General features: G+C 60.1%; 16 protein-coding genes and 1 tRNA gene. 6 read left to right on the top strand and 11 right to left on the bottom strand.

All coding sequences use genetic code 11. From position 1 onward, the window contains the following. Positions 1–454: 454 nt before the first annotated feature. Positions 455–1210: an RNA polymerase sigma factor gene (locus HG800_RS05345; RefSeq protein ID WP_206352126.1), complete on the top strand. Its 756-nt coding sequence runs from the start codon at positions 455–457 to the stop codon at positions 1208–1210. A 662-nt stretch (positions 1211–1872) separates the two neighbouring features. Then, the gene (locus tag HG800_RS05340) at positions 1873–2310 is read left to right on the top strand and encodes a hypothetical protein (protein ID WP_169974463.1); all 438 of its coding nucleotides are present in this window, start codon (positions 1873–1875) and stop codon (positions 2308–2310) included. 1127 nt (positions 2311–3437) lie between these two features. Here the strand turns inward: HG800_RS05340 and HG800_RS05335 are convergent. From HG800_RS05335 to tadA, 6 genes are all read right to left on the bottom strand, one after another. Beyond that, positions 3438–3767 (bottom strand): hypothetical protein, encoded by a 330-nt coding sequence (locus HG800_RS05335; RefSeq protein WP_169974461.1) that lies wholly within the window; start codon positions 3765–3767, stop codon positions 3438–3440. 59 nt (positions 3768–3826) lie between these two features. Further along, positions 3827–4609 carry a PEP-CTERM sorting domain-containing protein gene (locus tag HG800_RS05330; RefSeq protein WP_169974459.1) on the bottom strand — a complete coding sequence of 261 codons (783 nt, stop codon included), beginning with the start codon at positions 4607–4609 and terminating at the stop codon, positions 3827–3829. A gap of 715 nt (positions 4610–5324) precedes the next feature. Further along, positions 5325–5966, bottom strand: coding sequence for an HNH endonuclease (locus tag HG800_RS05325; RefSeq protein WP_169974457.1), 642 nt, complete (start codon positions 5964–5966; stop codon positions 5325–5327). Positions 5967–5972: 6 nt separating this feature from the next. Beyond that, complete coding sequence (locus HG800_RS05320) at positions 5973–6239, bottom strand: hypothetical protein (RefSeq protein ID WP_169974455.1); 267 nt, start codon at positions 6237–6239, stop codon at positions 5973–5975. Positions 6240–6516: 277 nt separating this feature from the next. Next, positions 6517–6604: transfer RNA gene (locus tag HG800_RS05315), tRNA-Ser, on the bottom strand. Between the two features lie 5 nt (positions 6605–6609). Next, positions 6610–7056: a tRNA adenosine(34) deaminase TadA gene (gene tadA / locus HG800_RS05310; protein ID WP_169974452.1), complete on the bottom strand. Its 447-nt coding sequence runs from the start codon at positions 7054–7056 to the stop codon at positions 6610–6612. Between the two features lie 539 nt (positions 7057–7595). Between tadA and HG800_RS05305 the strand changes: the two genes are divergently transcribed. From HG800_RS05305 to HG800_RS05295, 3 genes are read left to right on the top strand one after another with little or no spacing between them, the layout of a single operon-like run. After that, on the top strand, positions 7596–9962 hold the full coding sequence (locus HG800_RS05305; RefSeq protein WP_169974450.1) for a PSD1 and planctomycete cytochrome C domain-containing protein: 2367 nt from the start codon (positions 7596–7598) through the stop codon (positions 9960–9962). A 19-nt stretch (positions 9963–9981) separates the two neighbouring features. Beyond that, positions 9982–11445: a DUF1501 domain-containing protein gene (locus HG800_RS05300; protein WP_169974448.1), complete on the top strand. Its 1464-nt coding sequence runs from the start codon at positions 9982–9984 to the stop codon at positions 11443–11445. A 52-nt stretch (positions 11446–11497) separates the two neighbouring features. Next, positions 11498–12565: a peptidyl-alpha-hydroxyglycine alpha-amidating lyase family protein gene (locus tag HG800_RS05295; RefSeq protein ID WP_169974446.1), complete on the top strand. Its 1068-nt coding sequence runs from the start codon at positions 11498–11500 to the stop codon at positions 12563–12565. A 178-nt stretch (positions 12566–12743) separates the two neighbouring features. On the opposite strand, the gene HG800_RS05290 is transcribed toward HG800_RS05295, so the two are convergent. The 3 genes from HG800_RS05290 to HG800_RS05280 all read right to left on the bottom strand — a co-directional run bounded on the left by HG800_RS05290 (position 12744) and on the right by HG800_RS05280 (position 16272). After that, entirely contained in the window at positions 12744–13940 is a 1197-nt protein-coding gene (locus HG800_RS05290; RefSeq protein WP_235963282.1) for an acyltransferase family protein, read from the bottom strand. Positions 13941–14063: 123 nt separating this feature from the next. Continuing rightward, the gene (locus HG800_RS05285; RefSeq protein WP_169974444.1) at positions 14064–15425 is read right to left on the bottom strand and encodes a DUF1501 domain-containing protein; all 1362 of its coding nucleotides are present in this window, start codon (positions 15423–15425) and stop codon (positions 14064–14066) included. Positions 15426–15810: 385 nt separating this feature from the next. Continuing rightward, positions 15811–16272: a hypothetical protein gene (locus HG800_RS05280; RefSeq protein WP_169974442.1), complete on the bottom strand. Its 462-nt coding sequence runs from the start codon at positions 16270–16272 to the stop codon at positions 15811–15813. Between the two features lie 445 nt (positions 16273–16717). Between HG800_RS05280 and mobA the strand changes: the two genes are divergently transcribed. After that, positions 16718–17359 carry a molybdenum cofactor guanylyltransferase gene (gene mobA, locus HG800_RS05275; protein ID WP_169974441.1) on the top strand — a complete coding sequence of 214 codons (642 nt, stop codon included), beginning with the start codon at positions 16718–16720 and terminating at the stop codon, positions 17357–17359. On the opposite strand, the gene HG800_RS05270 is transcribed toward mobA, so the two are convergent. Together HG800_RS05270 and HG800_RS05265 are read right to left on the bottom strand one after the other, a co-directional pair. Next, positions 17340–17711, bottom strand: coding sequence for a hypothetical protein (locus HG800_RS05270; RefSeq protein WP_169974439.1), 372 nt, complete (start codon positions 17709–17711; stop codon positions 17340–17342). The two genes, mobA and HG800_RS05270, sit on opposite strands and share 20 nt — an antisense overlap. After that, a complete protein-coding gene (locus HG800_RS05265) occupies positions 17708–18691 on the bottom strand; it encodes a PLP-dependent cysteine synthase family protein (RefSeq protein WP_169974437.1) in 984 nt (327 codons plus the stop codon). The genes HG800_RS05270 and HG800_RS05265 overlap by 4 nt, the downstream gene beginning before the upstream one ends. Positions 18692–18757 lie beyond the last annotated feature (66 nt).

Below are 18757 nucleotides of genomic sequence, written 5' to 3'. Positions count from 1 at the left end.
ACTCCCGGAGCGATGGGAACGTCCGCGTCATTCCCGAAAGCGGTCGCCATCAGGCATGAAGGGCAAAGGCCCTCGGGTGCGTCTTCCGGTGGCAGCCGTCGGCAACTCGGGCACGGAGCGAGGTCCGGCATGGGTTGGTTCCGATCCAAGGTCGTTTGTCCGAGGTGATCCTGGCCCAAGTCGATCCGAGGAAGGTCATCGGCACGTGGGAATGAAAGCACAGCTCGCCCAAGAATTGAACTATACCAACGAAGGACATCTCGATTCATCTCGAATCCGCTGAAGCACCGTTTCTCGACGCAGTCCGACTGGCCTGGCCCAGATCGTGCGAGTCGATCGGCCATTGAGAGCCGGTTGGTGCTGGCGAAACACAAACATGCAGGCGATGATTGACGAGAGGCCCCGGCCGTCTTGTGAACGCCCCGGGACCCTGGAATGAGGCCATCGACACGCCATGTCCTCCAATCCTCCAGAGACGGAACCAAGGGGCGTTGCGAAGGTCACGAGCTTCGAGACCACGTCATGGAGCCTGGTGCGGCTGGCCGCGAATCGGTCGAGCACCGAAGGTGAGGAGGCCCTCGCCAAACTCTGCCGCCAGTACTGGTATCCCGTGTACGCGTTTATCCGGCGCCGGGGCTTCGGCGAGGACGAGGCGGCCGACCTGACGCAAGGCTTCTTCGCGCGGCTCCTGGAGAAAGACACGCTTCGGGCGGCCGACCCGGAGAAGGGTCGGTTCCGAACGTTTCTCCTGGTCTCATGCCGGAACTTTCTGGCAAATGAGCACGACCGCAAGATGGCGATGAAGCGGGGCGGGGGCGTTCTCCCCCTCTCGCTCGACCTCAAGGACGCCGAGGATCGCTACCGTGCCGAGCCGTCACACGACCTGACTGCCGAGCGGCTCTTCGAGCGGCGATGGGCCCTGGAGCTGATCTCCCGGTCGCTCCAGCAACTGGAGGAGGAGTGCAAGGCGGCCGGCCGAGGCCCCCTCTTCGACGCCTTGAAGCCTGGCCTCTCCGGGGTCGACGAGTCGGTGCCCGCGTCGATCGTGGCCGCGTCACTGGGGATGACCGAGGCCGCCGTGAGGAAAGCGTCTCAGCGGCTTCGCCAACGGTTCGGGCAGATCCTTCGGGCCCGGATCGCCGACACCCTGCACCGTCCCGAGGATCTTGAGGACGAGATCCGGGCGCTCTTCCTCGCGCTGGCATCCTGAGCGGTTTCGGCGTCGTGGTCACACTTTGTTTGCAAGACTTTAAATACGTATGCCGAGAGGCGGAGTCCTGATCGCAGCCCTCCTCGGCCATACGGCGCGAGCGGCGGATTGCCCTGGGGCAGTCCCGTCCCGTCCCCCGACCGTGCCGCGGAAGCCGGCCTCTCAATGGTTCCCCACTGATCCGGGTTCGAGTGCTCAAATCCGCTGCCAAGGAGACCGCGATGAGGCGATCCATCGTCGAGGGCCGGGGCCCGGTGCGTCGTCGCCGAGGCCAGCTTTTCCGCGAACCTCGACCAGGTGTCGTACGGGGTGGCCGGAGCGATGGGTGGCCCGGACATCGCCCCTGACCTCGACAACAACGGCGGCCGAGTCGTCTCGATCGCGATACCCGGCCTGCCCAGAGTTCATCGCATTCCGACACCCGTCGGACATCGAGGGCACGGGAATCCGATCGGCGGCGATCACGTCGTTCCGTCCTTCGAGAATAACCCCCCAATCGTGATGCCTGCCCCGCCGGCACCCACCTGGCCAATCGTGGAGTTCTCGGAACGGCCGTGGAATCGCCGACTCCGTTCTCCCATCGTCCTTATTGGCTCGGACTTCAAACGAGCAACCTTTGTGACGCTGCGAATCCAGGTTACGTACAAGCGAGGATTGATGCCATGTCAGTCATTTATTCGATTCTATCATTCGTAGAGTCGGCACTGATCGCTCGTGTCGCTCAATATACGATCGGGACGGTCCTGGGGTTAACGATGTTAGCCTGGATCGCCAGCCGAGCCGGCTCAGCTGGCGAGGTGATCATTCATGTCACTGAATCCAATGTCCAGATCGATGTCGCTGGCTACACCTTTGACATCGACGACCAATTGTATGATCCAATCGTCCTCGATCTCAGCTCTGGTTCCTACGAGCTGGTTCTGAACCGAGACGATCAGGTCCTCTACCGAGAAACCTTCGAGGTTCGATCGGGAGAGACCTGCATCCTGACCGCTTACGACCCCAATCGGCCCGACTCCAATCCTTCACCCAGTCGGATCTTCTTTCCCGGCGACCTGATCGAGGTCGATTTCGCCAATCCGCTTGGCTCCAATCCTTGACTCCCAATCCTTTCTGATCCTGTTTGATTATACTTGGTTTTTGTTAGTAATTATGATCATGTGCTTCATAACTATAATGGAGAACCGGGTGCGAGTCTGCAAGATGCTCATCACCTTGGCCGGCAGTCGCAACGCTCGATCCCCATTTCCGCCAAACGTGATCCGAACAAACGAAAACCGCTCACATCATTGGTCAGCTGGGGTTGCACCAGATCAAGACGCGAGACGATCAAATTCAATCATGAACTAGTTTGCATGGATTTACTTATTATAACAGCAATTCTTTGGTTATAATTCTTCGCGGTCAAATCCCTGGACCGGGGCGATTGAGCTTCAATGGCGTCAGGAAGATCCACCCGTAATCCCGGACCTGCCTGGGTTTCTCTCCACGGGGAGAAAGCCGTCACTTTGCCGCGGCGATCAGGTCACGGAAGGATCGTTCCTGGCCATGCGGTCAATGGGCTTGTCATCGAGCCGATCGTCCAGGGACATGATGCGGTCGTGGTCGGACCAGACGAGGCTGATGAGATGGAGGGGGTGGATGACCCACTTTGCATACCGGACCAGACCCGGTGGACCAGCTCGATGGACTTGGTGTCGCGGTTTCGAGTGTCGAGTCCCTGGATGCCGTCGGCCTTGCCGACCAGCGTCTCGGCCTCGCGAGAGAGGGCCTTCCGGTTGTGCTCAGCAGCCGGGTGTCCTTGGCGGGGGCGGGAGGGTCGTGTGCGGGCGGCCCTCGGCGGGCGGATGGCTTCAGAATATCTGGCCGCCCTGGGGTCGCGATCTGGAACCCGATGCCGCCCGCGTCGCAACAACTCGGGTGGCACATGGGACCCGCGTCGCGCCACCGGCCGAGGGGCGCATCCTACACAGAAAGCCACAAACTGCCCAACTTCGACGCCAATCGAAGTCCGGAAAAAAATGCTGTCAGAACGTGATGGGTACGCTCAGGCAGTGATCGCGGCCTCCTCCAGGGAACGGCGCCACACCGAGGCGCCGATGAGATCCTGGACCCCGGGAGTCCATACCCTGGAGAAGGCTTCGCAGGACCGCGTTTCGTGGTTCCGAGAGTCAGGTTGGTCCGGCTGGCGGAGGATATCACCCAGGCGCACTGAGGTGACATCATCTCAGCCTCTGGACCGGGATCGGGGCGTCACGGAGTCGAGCCCAATCAGCACGGCCAGCATCAGCACCAGAGGATGAACGGCCTGGGCGACCATCGTCAATCCAGTCCCCTGCCCGGGGGCTCCACCCCCCCTGATGGTTCCTTGGAGCCAGGCGAGTTGGGTGAGCAACGGCACGACGACCGACACAGCAAGGAGTATCGTAGCGACGCGGAAGCTGTACAGGCTCCGGATTCGATCCGGATGGACCAGCGCCGCCCAGAACAGCCCGATAAGCAGGGCCGAGTCGACGAAGCCCCTCCCGCCACCGAACATCATCGAAAGCCATTCCATCGAGTGTTCTCCGAGACGGGAACGTGAACGCGACCACCCTGGGCGCGTCGGGGTGAGAATCAGACTGAGACCGGCCTTCGCCCCCGCATGAGGGCAACGACGCCCGCCAGCCCGAGGGCCGATGCCGAGAGGGCAAGGCTCGAGGGCTCAGGGACCACCGTGAGGATGTAGGTCACGTCCTGCACGTTCGGATCGAAGTCGCTGTAGATACCGGTCGGTGTGGCCATTCCGCCGAATCGCAGGGTGTAGGTGCCGACTTCCAGCGGCGCGAGCATCAGCCACCATCCCCGCTGGACCGAATCGATCGGCCCGGTGTAGTCGCCGCCGGTGAAGATCCCGCCTGGGGGGAATTCCAGTGTGAAGACGTCGGGAGAGAGTTGGAGCCAGTCATTCAGATCGCGACCTCCGGCCAGGCTCGTTCCGTCGAGCTCGGCATAGAAGCCGGAGCCCTCGCCGACGAACTCGATTACGTCCTGTCGCATCTCGTCGTACGATGGGCCATAGCTCGAATCGAGCACGGTGGTCACGCCGTTGGCGAGAGGCAAGAAGAGGTATTGATTCCTTCGGACGGTGGCCCTGCGAGTGACCGGCCCCGCTCCGCCGAAATGCCCCGCGAGGAAGAAGACCTTGCCCTGGTCTCCGAGGTTCGCGAAGGCCCCGGTTGTGTCTGTCACCGGATTTGAGGCCTCGGGAAAGCTCAACGTCCAGTTCCACCAGGCCTCGGCCCACTCGTTCTGGGTTCGGCCAGCGACTGACACCGAGGGCGAGAGGAGCTCGGCCTGCGCCCGGTTCGCGACGCCGAGCATTACGAAGATGATGAGGAATGCGCGTTCTGTTCTCATGAGGTGCTCCAAGATGCGTCGGACTTGAATCGCAAAGGGCCCCGCCTTACTGGGCGAACAACGACCCTCGAGGATCTAAAGCATCTCGGCTGAGAAGTGACGATAACAGCCAAACTCCGAGGTTCTCTCCTGCTCTCAGCGTGAACCGATGAGCGTTGCGCCACCCCTCCAGACTGCGTCTTCAAATCGCGTTCGAGTTCCCCTCGACCAAGACATAGGCATGGTGGTCGGCCGAGCGTTCTCGGCCGTCATCTGCAGCTGCAACACTTCGCGCGAGCTACCCTTCAGAATCATCTTGGATCATGGAAGCAGGGACAATTCGAATCTTCGCCCCGGTCGCCATCAGGTGGGTTGTCTCCATCCTTGCTTTGTCGGCGTCTGGCATTGGACGGAAAATCTGAAGTGACACCTTGTCAGAATGAGTCAATCAATTCAGACTCTTCACCGACGCGACGGTCCGACACGCCTGAACGTTTGGAGATAGTGGTTCACGTGCTCCAACTTGTCTTGATGTTCCTGATCGCCTTTGGCATCGTTGGATCGGTGGAAGCCCGTATGCGGTCGTTGCTCGGGCGTCACGAGCGGCGGCTTGACGCTTTGCGCGATGATCTGGATCGAGTCGAGCGAAAGTTGGATCGTCTGATGCGTCACGAAGGTTTGGACAGTCGGAGCTCGAGTGGTCGGGACGTTTGAACCGATTTAAATGCATACTTGTTTAATCATTTTGAAGCTTGTGTCGCCGATGCCATGCGAGATTGACGAGATTCGGCCACAGGGTCCGCCCTGCCGGCAACTGGTTCTGCTGACCGTGATTCGCGCCGAGCGGGCGAACGTCCGGGCACTCCTCGACGAAGCAACCCACGACGACGATCACACGGCAGTCGTCGGTCAGCGACCAGAGGCCGCTGTCGAACGCCCAGTGCGCGTCCTTGCTCAGGGCCAGGCCGTAGCCGATCTTGTCGCTCCCCAAGCGGGCGAACTGGCGGATGTGGGCCGCATCGACCAGGCTCCCGGCCGTGACTGTCGTCAGGCGGCAGCCCGTCAGGGCACAGGTGTAGTTGTAGGCCGCGACCACATCGATCCGGAACCGAGCCGAGGGCCCGTTCCCCCTCGCCCGACAAGAATCCGACTTTCGAGCCACCTCGATTGATGTCCCATCCTCCCCATCGGTCGGCTCCGGCTCGCCGACCAGGATCCCGAGGGCCACTTGCTCCGGGGGCGTGAAGGAGGAACGGATCAGGACTCGACTCGCCGCCCGGCGGAATTCCGGGACGCGGAGGGCGGCCTCGAAGGTCGGGGCAAACGAGGCGAAGCGTGCCGTTCGGGGAGTGTCCGCCGACCCGCCGTCCTTATGCAAGGCGTCTCAGAAGCCCTCGCTGCCGAGATGGAAGAACGGGAGTCGCACCTCGGGCCGCTGGGTCCTGCGATGGGCGACGATGCCCCAGTAGGAGCAGAAGCGGGAAGCCAGTTCCGGCGTCAACCGCAGAACCCTGGCCGGTAGCTCCCCCTTCTCGGCCATCTCCAGCAGGACCAGGAGCAGGAGCAGCCTGTGGGGTGCCGGTCCGCCTCGGGCCAGGTACACGTTGAGCCGCCCGAAGACCCGGAGCCAGTGTTCAGCATCGCCGTCCATTCCAGGATCCTCATCGATACCACCATTTCCGTTACAAATCCATCATACAAGGTGGAGGCTCACCGATCGGGATTCTGGGTAGAGTGGACCGACGGACGGGCCGCGGCGCATATGCCTTCCCATACTCTCACCGTTCCGCCGACATGCGTCCGCATGCGACGGCATTCGACAAGCGAAACGTGATCCGGGCCGGTCCTGCGGCCGGCCCGGAAATGCCGAACGCCGCGTCCCGGACGCGGCGTTCGGCATAAAGGTCACTGTCTCAACGGTTTGCTAGCGGAGGAGGTGGGATTCGAACCCACGGTACCGGAGACCGGTACACCGGTTTTCGAGACCGGCCCTTTCAACCACTCAGGCACTCCTCCAGGAGTTACGAACGCTGAGATCGCTTTCGAAGTGTTTGAAAAAAATGGGAGAGCAGTTCAGCACACTCGCCAGCAAGAAGTCCAGGTCGAACGTCAGTCTGATGATTCAGTCTTCGGTCGGTGGTGAGTCGGAAAAGCGATTCGCAGGCTCCCGCTTTGGGATCAGACACACCATAAAACACGGTGGAGATTCGAGCAAGAACAATTGATCCCGCACACATCGAACAGGGTTCAAGCGTCACGTAAAGCTTGCAGCCATCGAGACGCCATGTCCCCAGTGACTTTCCTGCCATCGACAGAGCAAGACGTTCGGCGTGAGCTGTGGGATCAGACAATGTCTCCCGAAGATTAAAGGCTTCCGCAATGATTCGATCACCGTGTGTGATGACGGCACCGACTGGGACTTCACCGAACCGTTCCGCTTCGCGGGCCATCGCAAGGGCACGCTGCATCGCCACAATGTCACCGGTAGAGAACGCTTGAGAAGCCAATCGTCCAGAGGTGTCAGGAAGGCGAGAGAACGGGGGAAACCGCCGATGCAGAAACCAACCGTTCAGACAATTGTGGAGAATGAGGTTGGTTATCGTGATAGAAAACTATCATCTCCTGCAATGCCGGGAGAGTCAAGGTGTCAGCTCGGTGGGACGAGGGGACAGCGCACTCCACCCAGACCGAGATCGTCTTCTCAAGACGAATGCTCGACGGGCAAGACTGACGAACCTTGGTTGGGCAAACAGGAAATTGGAGACAACCTGCGATTCAATCCCACAAGCGGGACGTTCCTCTCGTGGTGCTCAAGCAGCGTGAGCCTCAAGGCGAGGGCACTCAACCGTTCTCGACTATCCGAGCGACCGTCATTGGCTTGTGAGGGTGGTCGATTGAAGATTAAGATCTTGAAAGTGCCCAATAGGGCATCCCACGCACGCTCATCAGCGTTCTCGTGAACGTGTCTCGACGCCACCCCGTGCTCCTCCTCACCGAGGCCCCGCCTATGCCTCGCCTCTGCTTGATTGGGCTCGTTGGCTTCCTTGCATTCAGCAGCGGGACGAACCCGACATTCGGCGCTTCCGAGGACGGTCCGCCGATCGTGTTCAACCGGGATATTCGTCCCATCCTGGCTGAGAACTGTCTCTTTTGTCATGGGCCGGATCCAACAGACCGTCGCGGAAACCTGAGGCTTGATCAGTTGGAGGACGCTCGGGCCGATCGAGGAGGGTATCGGGTCATCGATCAGGACGATCCCGAAGCCAGTGAGCTCCTCTTTCGGATCACGTCCGAGGATGATCTGGATCGGATGCCCCCTCCCGACTCGGGCAAGGAGCTAACGGACGAGCAGATCGAGATGCTCCGCCGATGGATTGCCGAAGGCGCGGAGGATCAGCCGCACTGGAGCTTTGTTCCGCTTACTCGGCCACCGCTGCCAGAGGTGCATGAAACCTCGTGGCCGATCAACCCCATCGACCAATTCCTTCTCTCCCGCATCGAGACCGAGGGACACTCCCCTGCCCCAGAAGCCGATCCTGTCACGCTGGCTCGTCGGGTTGCTTTGGATTTGACCGGCCTGCCTCCCCAGTCTGAAGACGTGAATCAGTTGCTCGAACACGATCGGGCAGGAGAGTACGAGCGGTTCGTTGATCGACTGCTCGCGTCTCCCCGATACGGCGAACGGATGGCGATCCTCTGGCTCGATCTGGTGCGATATGCCGACACCGTGGGATATCACGGTGACCAGGAGCATCATGCCACCCCCTACCGGGATTATGTGGTCGCGGCATTCAATCAGAATATGCCGTTTGATCGATTCACACATGAGCAACTCGCTGGGGACTTGCTTCCGAATGCGTCGATCGATCAGCGTGTTGCGTCCGGATATAACCGCTTACTCCAAACAACGCACGAAGGAGGGGCACAGGACGGCGAGTACCTGGCCAAGTATGCTGCCGATCGGGTCCGCAATGTTTCGGCCGTCTGGCTCGGCGCCACCATGGGATGCGCCGAGTGTCATGATCACAAGTACGATCCGTATACACAACGGGATTTTTATCGGATCGCCGCGTTCTTCGCAGATCTGGAACAGCGAGGGGCTTACCCGGGTCCAGACGCAACGCCCACGATTCGGGCCCCCGAGATCGAAGTCCTCGACCCGATCGATCGACAGGCGCTTCTCGAAGTCGAGCAGGCGATCGAGGCGTTGACGATCGCCGGGAACAACGCGAACAAACAGGACCTGGAGCAACTGGAACAGCGCCGCGAGGCGATCCGCAAGCGATCGCGTCGCACGATGGTCAGCGTTTCGGTCGAGCCGCGCATCACGCGGGTTCTGGCCCGGGGTGACTGGATGGACACCACCGGAGAAGTGGTCGATCCCGGAGTTCCCGAAGTTCTCCCGGAGCTGAAAACCTCAGCATCACGCGCAAGCCGGCTGGACCTGGCCCAATGGCTGACCCGGCCCGATCACCCCCTCACGGCTCGCGTGTTCGTCAACCGGCTCTGGAATCATTTTTTTGGCCGCGGTCTTTCCCGATCACTCGACGACACGGGATTGCAGGGGGAACTGCCAAGCCATCCCGAATTGCTTGACTGGCTCGCCGTGGAATTCATCGAGAGTGGCTGGGATATCAAACATCTGATTCGACTAATCGTGACCTCAAAGGCATTCCGCCAATCGTCGATTCCTGACCCGGCCATGCTCAAGGCTGACCCCGGCAACGACCTGTTCGCCCGCCAGCAGCGGTTCCGACTGCCTGCGGAAGTGATCCGAGATCAGGCACTCGCGATCAGCGGGTTACTCGTGGAACAGCGAGGCGGTTCCAGCGCTCGCCCCTATCAGCCCGAGGGCTACTATGCTCACTTGAATTTCCCGAAACGACAGTACCAGGCCGACACTGATCTGAGCCAGTACCGCCGAGGACTCTACGTTCACTGGCAACGCCAATTTCTCCACCCCATGCTCCGCGCCTTCGATGCTCCGACCCGAGAGGAATGCACAACGCGGCGCCCTTCGAGCAATACGCCGATTGGTGCCTTGACCCTCCTGAATGATCCGAGTTTCGTAGAAGCCGCGCGCGTTCTTGCCACCCGAGTGTTGCTCGAACACGACGGGTCCGATCGCGATCGGATGGTATCGGCCTGGCGATCGACTCTGACCCGAGACCCGAGCGATGCTGAGCTAGAGGCCTTGCAACGGTTGCTGGAGGCTTCCCGCATCCGATACGAGTCCGATCCTACCGCGGCGTCCGCCGTGTGCTCGACCGGCCTGGCACAAGTCCCCGAAGCGCTTGACCGTGTCGAGGTGGCCGCCTGGACCGCCATCTGTCGGGCCCTCTTGAACTTGCACGAGACGATCACCCGATTTTGATTGACGGAGACCTTGCCCGATGCATCCGATCGAAGGCCGTCACTTGCGACTGTCTCGCCGCACATTCCTCGGTCAGAGTTCCCTGAGCCTCGGATCGGCGGCCCTGGCAACCTTGCTGAGCGGCTCCCGATCATCGGTCGCTTCGGATCGAGCGAAACGGGCAGGCGGATCGGATCGGCTGGGCGGATTGCCGCACCTGCCTCACTTCGCACCTCGGGCGAAGCGGGTTATTTTTTTGTACATGTCTGGTGGACCAAGCCATCTGGAAACGTTTGACTTCAAGCCGGAACTGGCTCGCATGGACGGCCAGCCCATGCCTGAGTCATTCACGGCGGGCCAACCGATCGCGCAGCTTCAAGGTCAGGAGCTCAGGTGCCTCGGGCCGCGATTCCGCTTTCGAAAGCACGGCGAGTCGGGCCTGGAGATCGCGGATTGCTTGCCCAGGATTGCCTCCATCGCAGACGATCTCTGTATTCTTCGGTCGATGTATACCGACCAGATCAATCATGATCCAGCCCACACAGTGATGAACACCGGCACCTCGATCTCGGGCCGACCGAGCATGGGCTCCTGGGTGACATACGGGCTTGGCAATGAGGCTGACGACCTGCCGGGATTTGTCGTCCTGACGAGTGAAGGAGGGCGGAATCCCCAGCCGATTTCCTCGCGCCAATGGGGAAGCGGCTTCCTGCCCGGGAAGTTTCAGGGGGTGCAGTTCAACTCGGTGGGAAGCCCCGTTCATTACCTTGAGAACCCTCCGGGCGTGGATCGATCAGACCAGCGTCATCTGATTGACACGGTCACCGAACTGAACACACTCGGCAATGAACGCTGGCACGACCCGGAGCTAGAAACACGGATCGCACAGTACGAGCTTGCCTCTCGGATGCAACTGAGTATCCCTGAACTGGCCAATTTCCGGGACGAGCCTGATCACATCCTTCGCGCTTATGGAACGAACGGGGCCGATGGGTCGTTTGCCGCAAACTGCCTCATGGCCCGTCGCTTGGCGGAGCGCGGAGTTCGATTTATCCAGCTTTACCACCGAGGCTGGGACCATCATGGCGATCTGGTTCGCTACATGGACACATGTTGCCGTCTATGCGACGGTCCCTCCGCCGCCCTCATTGCCGATTTGAAGCAGCGCGGCATGCTCGACGACACCCTGGTCATCTGGGGAGGCGAGTTCGGCCGGACCCCGATGTTTCAGGGCAAGGGCCAGGATGCCGGCCGCGATCATCACATCAAAGGGTTCTCCATGTTTCTTGCAGGAGGCGGGATCCGAGGCGGCCAAACCTATGGTGCGACCGATGACCTCGGATACAACGCCGTCGAGCATCCCACGCACGTCCGGGATCTGCACGCGACCATGCTTCATCTGCTCGGGATCGATCACGAACGCTTTACGCACAAGTTCCAGGGGCTCGACATGAAGCTCACGGGCGTGGAAGATGCCCGGGTGCTGACCGAGCTGCTGACCTGAGTGATCAGGCTCAGGAGATCCTCTCCCCTGACCGGATGATGGAGAATCACTGATGGCTCATTGCCGATGTTTTGCCACAATCGTCACTCTCGCCGCGTTCGTGATTCCGAGCGTTTCCTCCGCCCAGAAGCCGCCCCCACCGAATCAGGGGCCTCCGGCAGTCTACCCCCGGGTCAGTGTCGCCACCTGGTTTCAGGTCGATCCCGCCTGGCCGGGTACACCCGAAGGCATGCCAGGAGGCCACGTGCCGGGGATCGCCGTCGGTCCCGATGGCAATGTCTATGTGGCTGTTCGCGCCGAGCCCCCGATTCGGGTGTTCAAGCCTGACGGCACATTCGTCCGAGCCTTCGGCGGAGGTGAGAACTCAATGGTTCATCACCTCAAGTTTGATCCTGATGGGCACCTCTGGGTGGCCGACGTCGGTGATCACACCGTCAAGCAGTACTCGACCTCCGGAGAACTGTTGAAGACGCTTGGGACCCCGAACGAGAAGGGTTGCGATGAGTCACATTTCAACATGCCCACAGACATTGTTGTGACGGAAGCCGGTGATCACTTCGTTTCTGACGGCTATGGAAACGGCCGAGTGGTTCACTTTGACCGGGACGGCAACTTCGTGAAGTCGTGGGGCGAGCTTGGCATCGAGCCGGGCCAGTTCAGCATTGCTCATGCGATTGCGATCGACTCCAAAGGGCGTCTCTACGTCGCCGATCGCAATAACGTTCGGATTCAGATCTTTGACCAGGAAGGGAACCTGCTCGACACCTGGGCCAACATCATCGTTCCCTGGGGTTTCTGGGTGACCCCCGAGGATGAGATCTGGGTCTGCGGCTCCTCTCCGATGCCCTGGCGTGTTGAGGACATCACGCTTGGTTGCCCTCCCAAGGATCAGGTTTTCATGAAATTCTCAACCGAGGGTCGCTTGCTTATGCATTGGACCGTTCCCAAGGGAGAAGACGGGCACGAGCATCCGGGCGATTGCAACTGGGTCCATTGCATCGCCGCTGACACCGAGGGGAACCTTTATGTCGGCGACATTATCGGCGAACGGGCTCAGAAGTTCGTCCCCATTTCCAATGGGGACATTGCTGGGCCCATCGCGGACGCCGGTGACGAATGAGTGATCGGGGCAACCCTGTTATGATTGCCTGTCGTGCCACCCAACGAACCAGACGAACTTGATGGTGCATTCGCCTGGTTCGTGCTCTTCCTCGCTTCTCCGATCCGACCAACGGATGAACGAGAGAGACAGGAGCCCATTTCACCAGCTAACTGGCAATCGATGGATTGAAGCTCGATCAAATCTTCAGAAACAATTTCCGGCGATACATCCAGTAAAGTAGGAGCCACATGATGAGAAGGACCGCGGCCCCATGGAAAACCCGTTCGTAAGGGTCGCCGAAGGCACGGAACGTCTCGGCGCCGAGATGTCGGTTCAGGGCATCGCCAATAAACCCCTCGATTAGCCAACTCATCAAGTACGCGGCGATCGAGTTCATGCCGATCACGACCAGAGGAAAGACCCAACGCTTCCAGCCGAATCCGTCGATGACTCCATAGGCTGCTCCGAGGAACAGGAAGCACCAACCACCACTGAACAAGACCCAGCTTGGGGTCCAGATGCGCTTGACCACCGGGCAGAGATCAAGTTCTCCCAACCCCCAACCGACGGCCATTGAAATGGCTCCGGCCGCGAGAAGCCATCCGACCTTCCCTCGGGCAGTCCGAGCGTTGCGAAGCACCTCACCGGCGATCAAGCCCAGCGTCATGGTCGCGAGCGTCGGGATAAAATTGAGCGTTGCGTAACCTCCTCCATTGAACGCAAACGGCTCACTTCGAGGAAAAAGGTTGAGGAACCAGCGATCAAACGCCCAGGCCAGGTTCGTATTCTTGTTCCAGTGGGCCGTGATTCCATTCATCAGATGAGGCCAGTCGGGCGGCACTCCCACGTCCATCAAGTTGAAGGTTGGATCCGGAAGAGGGTAGAGCACGAACGCGACCCAGGTCCCGACGAGCAGCAGCGCCACGGCAATCCAACGGTCTCGTTGGGGACGTAGACCGAGAAGAAACAGGAAAGGATACCCCAAGCCAATTTGCGTCAACGTATCTTCGAACGTGTAATTTGTCCCAGGACTCCCGAGCGACCTGAGGAAGATCCCCAGGGCAACCAGGACCGCTGCTCTCCAGAGCGCATGGAGAAACAGTCGGCGTCGTGATTGCCCGTGTGCACTTCGACTTGCCAGCGAAAAGGGGAGTGAAACGCCGACCAGGAATGAGAACGACGGCTGAATCAAGTCGTGCAGCGAACATCCCACCCACTCGACATGGGACTGATGATACCCGAGGAAGTCCCAGACCGGGCTCCCCGGCACCGCCGCGGCAACACCGGCAAAGTGCATCACCTCTGCCATCATGAGGAACATGACAAGGCCTCGATAGGCGTCGATCGACGCCAGTCGGCCTGGGACCGGCGGAGGCGAGAAGGAATTGCTCATGGTGCAGATCGGTCCTGAATCGAGCGAAAGTCGTTCCCACCGCGATCGATCTCCCTTGCGAAGGGCTCGAGGCAGGAACGGCACGGAATCGTTGTCACGTGATCGGTGATCCTGATGGAACGGTTAGCCGATCAGTTCCTGGATCGGTTCACCGGTTTCAATCAGAGGAACAGGCCGGCGAGTCCGATCTTCAAAAACGACGTGGCGTGAATCGATGCCAAGATGGTGGTAAATTGTCGCGCAGACATCTTGAGGGCTGACGGGCCGATCGACCACCGTCTCACCCCGGGCACTGCTTCGGCCGATGATCTGGCCCATCTGCATCGAGCCGCACCCGAAGAGGACACTAAAGGTCCTGCCCCAGTGATCGCGTCCCGCATCTTTGTTCATGCGAGGCGTGCGGCCGAATTCACCCATGGCCACGATGAGCGTGGAATCATAAAGCCCACGATCGATCAGGTCATCCAAAAGCGCTCCGATTGCCATGTCGAGTGGAGGGATCAACTGGCGAGCCCCTTCCTCGGTCTTCAACTGATTGCCGGTACCGTGGTGATCCCACGGGACACAGTTCACGGTGACGAAGGGAACACCGGATTCGACCAGCCGTCGAGCCACCAACGCACTTTGTCCGAAGGTATGCCGACCGTAGCGATCGCGGAGCGTGTCTGGTTCCGAGGCGATGTCGAAGGCATTAGCGACGGCCTTGCCGGCTAGCATGTCGAAGGCTCGACCATAATGGTCATCGAGGTCGCCTAACGCAGGCTCGGCCCAGCGCCGCTGAGCATCGAGGGTTTCGAGCAAGGTCCGACGGTCCTGCAGCCGAGCCATGGACAATTCGCCGGGACGTTGCAAATTCCTCACTCGAAACTTCGGATCATTCGGGTCCGACTCGACGATGAACGGATTGGCGCCACCGCCGAGATAGGCGGCATAATGGAAAAAGTTGTCGGTCCCCCCTCGAAGATGAGGCACGGCGACGTAAGGAGGAATCCCAGGCTTTCGCTCGCCGATCAGGCGAGCCACAGCGGATCCCATGGCAGGGCGACGTTGCACCTTGTTGTCGGCGGCGTTGAAGGCGGGCCCTTCAAAGCCGGTGAGCATCCAGTGATTCCCCTTGGTGTGGTCGCCTGAGCCGTGATTGACCGTCCGGACAATGGCGAGCCGATCGGCCCTTCGGGCGTTTTCGGGCATCAGCTCTCCGAACTGGACACCGGGAAGACGCGTTGAGATGGCTCCAAACGGGCCTCGGAAGCCATCGGGCGCTTCCGGCTTCGGGTCCCAGGTTTCCATATGCCCGGGACCACCACTGAGCCAGAATAAGATGACGCTGCGCTCGGTACTGGCATTGGACGCCATTCCTGAGGCTCGAAGTCTCAGCAGGTCGGGAAGCGTCAGTCCTCCAACACCGAGAATCCCCGCCTGGAGAAAACTCCGTCTCGTCACGCCATCGCAGTCTCGCGCGCCACCCCCAAGAATTTTGAGCATCGATCAGACTCCCAATTCGACGTGTTCGAGGAGTGTTAAAATTTTCGATCGGTTGCCCAAAGTCAAGAGTTGAGTCGCTGGTCGAGCCTGATCATGAAGAAAACGCCCACTTTCCGTGGACCTTTCCTCGATTCAACCCTCCCCGGCTTGAGATGACGTAACGCACGATGAGAGGGTCAGCATCACCCAGATGAAGTATGCCTTCGACACGGACCTGCGGCAAATCCGGGAAGCTGGTCTGAAGCCCGGTTGCCGCTCCACGTCGGTTGTGAGGAACCATCCCAGTTGCAATCGCGCAGCGAGAAACCTCGCCTCTCGTGAAGAGAGGCGAGGTATTGAAGATCGCAGACTCAAAGGGGCTCTCAACGCTCAGAGCTGGAGGCACTTAGGGTTTAGGCTCACCCTTGATGGCCTCACCGGCTTTCTCAACCGCTTCGCCGGTCGTCGTCGTGGCACCAGCGGCCGATTCGCCCACATCTCCGGCTGCGTTTTCAATCTTTTCGCCAGTGCCTTCGAGGCCGACCGCCTTGGCCGCCTCGCCAACCTTTTCGGTCGTGGCTTCGGCTGCGTTCCCGACTTCATCGGCCGACGCTTCGATCGACTGACCGACGGATTCGATGGCGCCTCCCGTAACCTCGCGAGCCGAATCGACCGCTTCACCGGCGGAGTCCATGGCGGAGTTAAGCATCTCACCAGCCTGATCGGTGATCGACTCCGAAGCACCTCCCTCGGTGGAGATTGTGGCATCAGTCATGTCCGCCGGCTGCTCGCTGGCGCATCCAAGCGTCAAGAGGGCGGCGGTCAGCATTCCGAACCCACTGGCCCAACGGTTGAGCACAGGACTCATTGAAGTGAACTCCCGATGTGTGAAATACACGTTCGGACGATGAGACAGGTCGCATGACCCGCAGCACCCATCGTACGAATGCGCCGGGGTTGATCGTCCATGGAAGGTCATCGAACGCTCAACGGCGTCGGAACATCTCTCGGAGCGAGAAGACTTGGCTCCGTGGCTTCAACACGCTCAAGTCTCATGAAACCGGATCAGAACACGACACGACCGTCGCATCGTGCTCATTTTAGTCAAGCTCCGGCGGCTCGTCCAATCACTCCTCCAAAGAATTCGCTCCTGAACGGTTCTGGGTTTTTCCCTCATCGAAGTCACAAGGCAGGGTGATTCAGGTTTGCGTGTGTCTGACCTTCGGACTCTCGTACACTTGGAGAGGCAGTCCTCGATCCTGGCCGCCCCGGTGAAAGCTAGGTTTCAACACGACCGTTGAGGGACGCGGATCATGGAACGACTCGGCGCAGTCATCCTGTGTGGAGGGCGAAGCCGTCGCATGGGAAGGCCCAAAGAGTGGATGCCGATCGGGGAGGAGACGTTTCTTCAGCGCATGGTTCGACTGGTCTCGACCCGAACCCCGCTTGTGGTCGTTGCGGCGGCCAAGGGGCAGGAGCTCCCTGCTTTGCCCGCCGAGGTCGAACGTGTCTTCGATCTGGAACCCGATCGAGGGCCGCTCCAGGGGTTTGCGGTCGGAATGCAGGCCCTGGCAAGCCGATCGACGTGGGCCTTCGCCTGTGCGACCGACTGTCCGCTGCTTCGTCCTGAGTGGATCGATCGACTGCTCGCATGCACTTCGGACAAGATGGATCTGATTCTTCCCCACGTCGAAGGTCATGACCAACCCCTGGCGGCGTTATACCGACCTGAAGTCGCCGCGGAAGCCGCCGCCGAGTTGCTCGCAACAGGCCAAACACCACTGCGACTAATTCGCAATCAACTTCGTACCCATACGGTCGAGGCTGAAATTCTGGCGGACGTAGACCCAGATTTTCTCACCGTGAGGAATATCAATACGCAATCAGATTATGAAATTCTTATTGAATTGCTCTCTGATCCTGAGATGAATCCAATCAGGAAATCCAGGGACTAAAATAATAAAGAAATCGACTTGCAATAACACCAAGAAACGCTGTCACTTTCATCATTCCAAGAATCGAGCGACGCCGAGGCCAAAGGGATCGGCCCCGACCACTTCGATAGGTAAGTATCAGCACAATCAGTGCCGACGCCTCAGCGGCAAATCGACTACCGGCATCAATCAATCGATATTGCTCAAATGATCTCGGCAGGATTGAAGCGAGCTCAAAGGCAGCGGACAGCGCAATCGCCGTCATCGAGGCCGCCGCAATTGCAGTGAGCCCAGCCAGGCCGACCGCAAGTCCGGCGGAGGTCACTGGGCCGCAATCTGGCCCGATGCGTTCATCCATGGAGGATGCATTCATGACTCGTAGAGGTCCGTGGAGAGGTATTTCATTCCGCTGTCGCAGGCGAGCATGGCAATCGTCGAACCTCGCTCGGCTCCCTGAAGCAACTGGAAGGCGGCGGCCAGATGGGCGGCGGTGGAGAAGCCGGCGAAGATTCCTTCCTCCCGGGCAAGCAAGCGAGCCGAAGCAATGACGTCCTGATCGGTGACCTGGAGAAACCCATCGACGTGTGATCGCTCAAAAAGGGGTAAGTCCGAGTCGCTCCGTGAATAGCCAGCCCCTTGAATCCGATGTCCCTGCGAACCGGTGCTCTTGCCGGCAAGCACGGCCGAATTCCTCGGCTCGACGGCGTAGATCCTGACCGAAGGATTCTTTCGTTTTAGCACCCGAGCCACGCCGGTCAAGGAACCGCTGGTTCCGGGACAATCGACGTAAACGTCGATCGTCCCTCCAGACTGTTCCCAGAGTTCGGGGCCGGTCTGCTGTTCGTGGGCGAGCACGTTGCCGGGATGCTCGAACTGCTGGACACGGAAGGCTCCTCGCTCCGAGACAACGCGCTGGGTCGTGGCTTCCACCAGGGCAAGATCAGCCCCCGAGACCTGGCCGGGAATTGATCCCGGGGCCTGGTCCACCAGCGCAACCTCGGCGCCGAGCGCCGCCATCATCCGGACTCGTTCGATGCTGTTGCCCCGAGACATGACCGCCACGAAGGGATGATCAAGCATCCGACAGACGATTGCCAGACCGGTTCCGGTATTCCCGCTTGTCAATTCCACAACGGTCTGACCCTCACGGAGGGTTCCGTCACGACGGGCTTGCCCGATGATTTGAGCAGCGACACGATCTTTCTTGCTGCCGCCGGGACTGAAATATTCCAGCTTCATGAAGAGTCGGCCGCTAAGGTTGAGCAGCCTCACCAGGCGGCCGAGTTCGACCAAAGGGGTTTGGCCGATCGTTTCAAGGATGGAGCTTGCAAGCGGCGGAGGAGTGCGTGACATGGGTCAGATCCGAGGGACCGCGAGGATCCGCCGGCCAGGCTGATGATCCGGCGGTCGTTTCTCTCG

The organism is Tautonia rosea, assembly GCF_012958305.1.
GTDB lineage: Bacteria > Planctomycetota > Planctomycetia > Isosphaerales > Isosphaeraceae > Tautonia > Tautonia rosea.
The sequence above is the reverse complement of the archived record's forward strand: the minus strand, read 5'-3'. Positions and strand labels throughout refer to the sequence as shown.

Bases quoted from the DNA above. Each gene is read 5' to 3' on its own strand.
- HG800_RS05345 (WP_206352126.1), top strand. From the start codon at position 455: ATGTCCTCCAATCCTCCAGAGACGGAACCAAGGGGCGTTGCGAAGGTC.
- HG800_RS05340 (WP_169974463.1), top strand. From the start codon at position 1,873: ATGTCAGTCATTTATTCGATTCTATCATTCGTAGAGTCGGCACTGATC.
- HG800_RS05335 (WP_169974461.1), bottom strand. From the start codon at position 3,767: ATGGAATGGCTTTCGATGATGTTCGGTGGCGGGAGGGGCTTCGTCGAC.
- HG800_RS05330 (WP_169974459.1), bottom strand. From the start codon at position 4,609: ATGAGAACAGAACGCGCATTCCTCATCATCTTCGTAATGCTCGGCGTC.
- HG800_RS05320 (WP_169974455.1), bottom strand. From the start codon at position 6,239: ATGGACGGCGATGCTGAACACTGGCTCCGGGTCTTCGGGCGGCTCAAC.
- tadA (WP_169974452.1), bottom strand. From the start codon at position 7,056: ATGCAGCGTGCCCTTGCGATGGCCCGCGAAGCGGAACGGTTCGGTGAA.
- HG800_RS05305 (WP_169974450.1), top strand. From the start codon at position 7,596: ATGCCTCGCCTCTGCTTGATTGGGCTCGTTGGCTTCCTTGCATTCAGC.
- HG800_RS05300 (WP_169974448.1), top strand. From the start codon at position 9,982: ATGCATCCGATCGAAGGCCGTCACTTGCGACTGTCTCGCCGCACATTC.
- HG800_RS05295 (WP_169974446.1), top strand. From the start codon at position 11,498: ATGGCTCATTGCCGATGTTTTGCCACAATCGTCACTCTCGCCGCGTTC.
- HG800_RS05290 (WP_235963282.1), bottom strand. From the start codon at position 13,940: ATGAGCAATTCCTTCTCGCCTCCGCCGGTCCCAGGCCGACTGGCGTCG.
- HG800_RS05285 (WP_169974444.1), bottom strand. From the start codon at position 15,425: ATGCTCAAAATTCTTGGGGGTGGCGCGCGAGACTGCGATGGCGTGACG.
- HG800_RS05280 (WP_169974442.1), bottom strand. From the start codon at position 16,272: ATGAGTCCTGTGCTCAACCGTTGGGCCAGTGGGTTCGGAATGCTGACC.
- mobA (WP_169974441.1), top strand. From the start codon at position 16,718: ATGGAACGACTCGGCGCAGTCATCCTGTGTGGAGGGCGAAGCCGTCGC.
- HG800_RS05270 (WP_169974439.1), bottom strand. From the start codon at position 17,711: ATGAATGCATCCTCCATGGATGAACGCATCGGGCCAGATTGCGGCCCA.
- HG800_RS05265 (WP_169974437.1), bottom strand. From the start codon at position 18,691: ATGTCACGCACTCCTCCGCCGCTTGCAAGCTCCATCCTTGAAACGATC.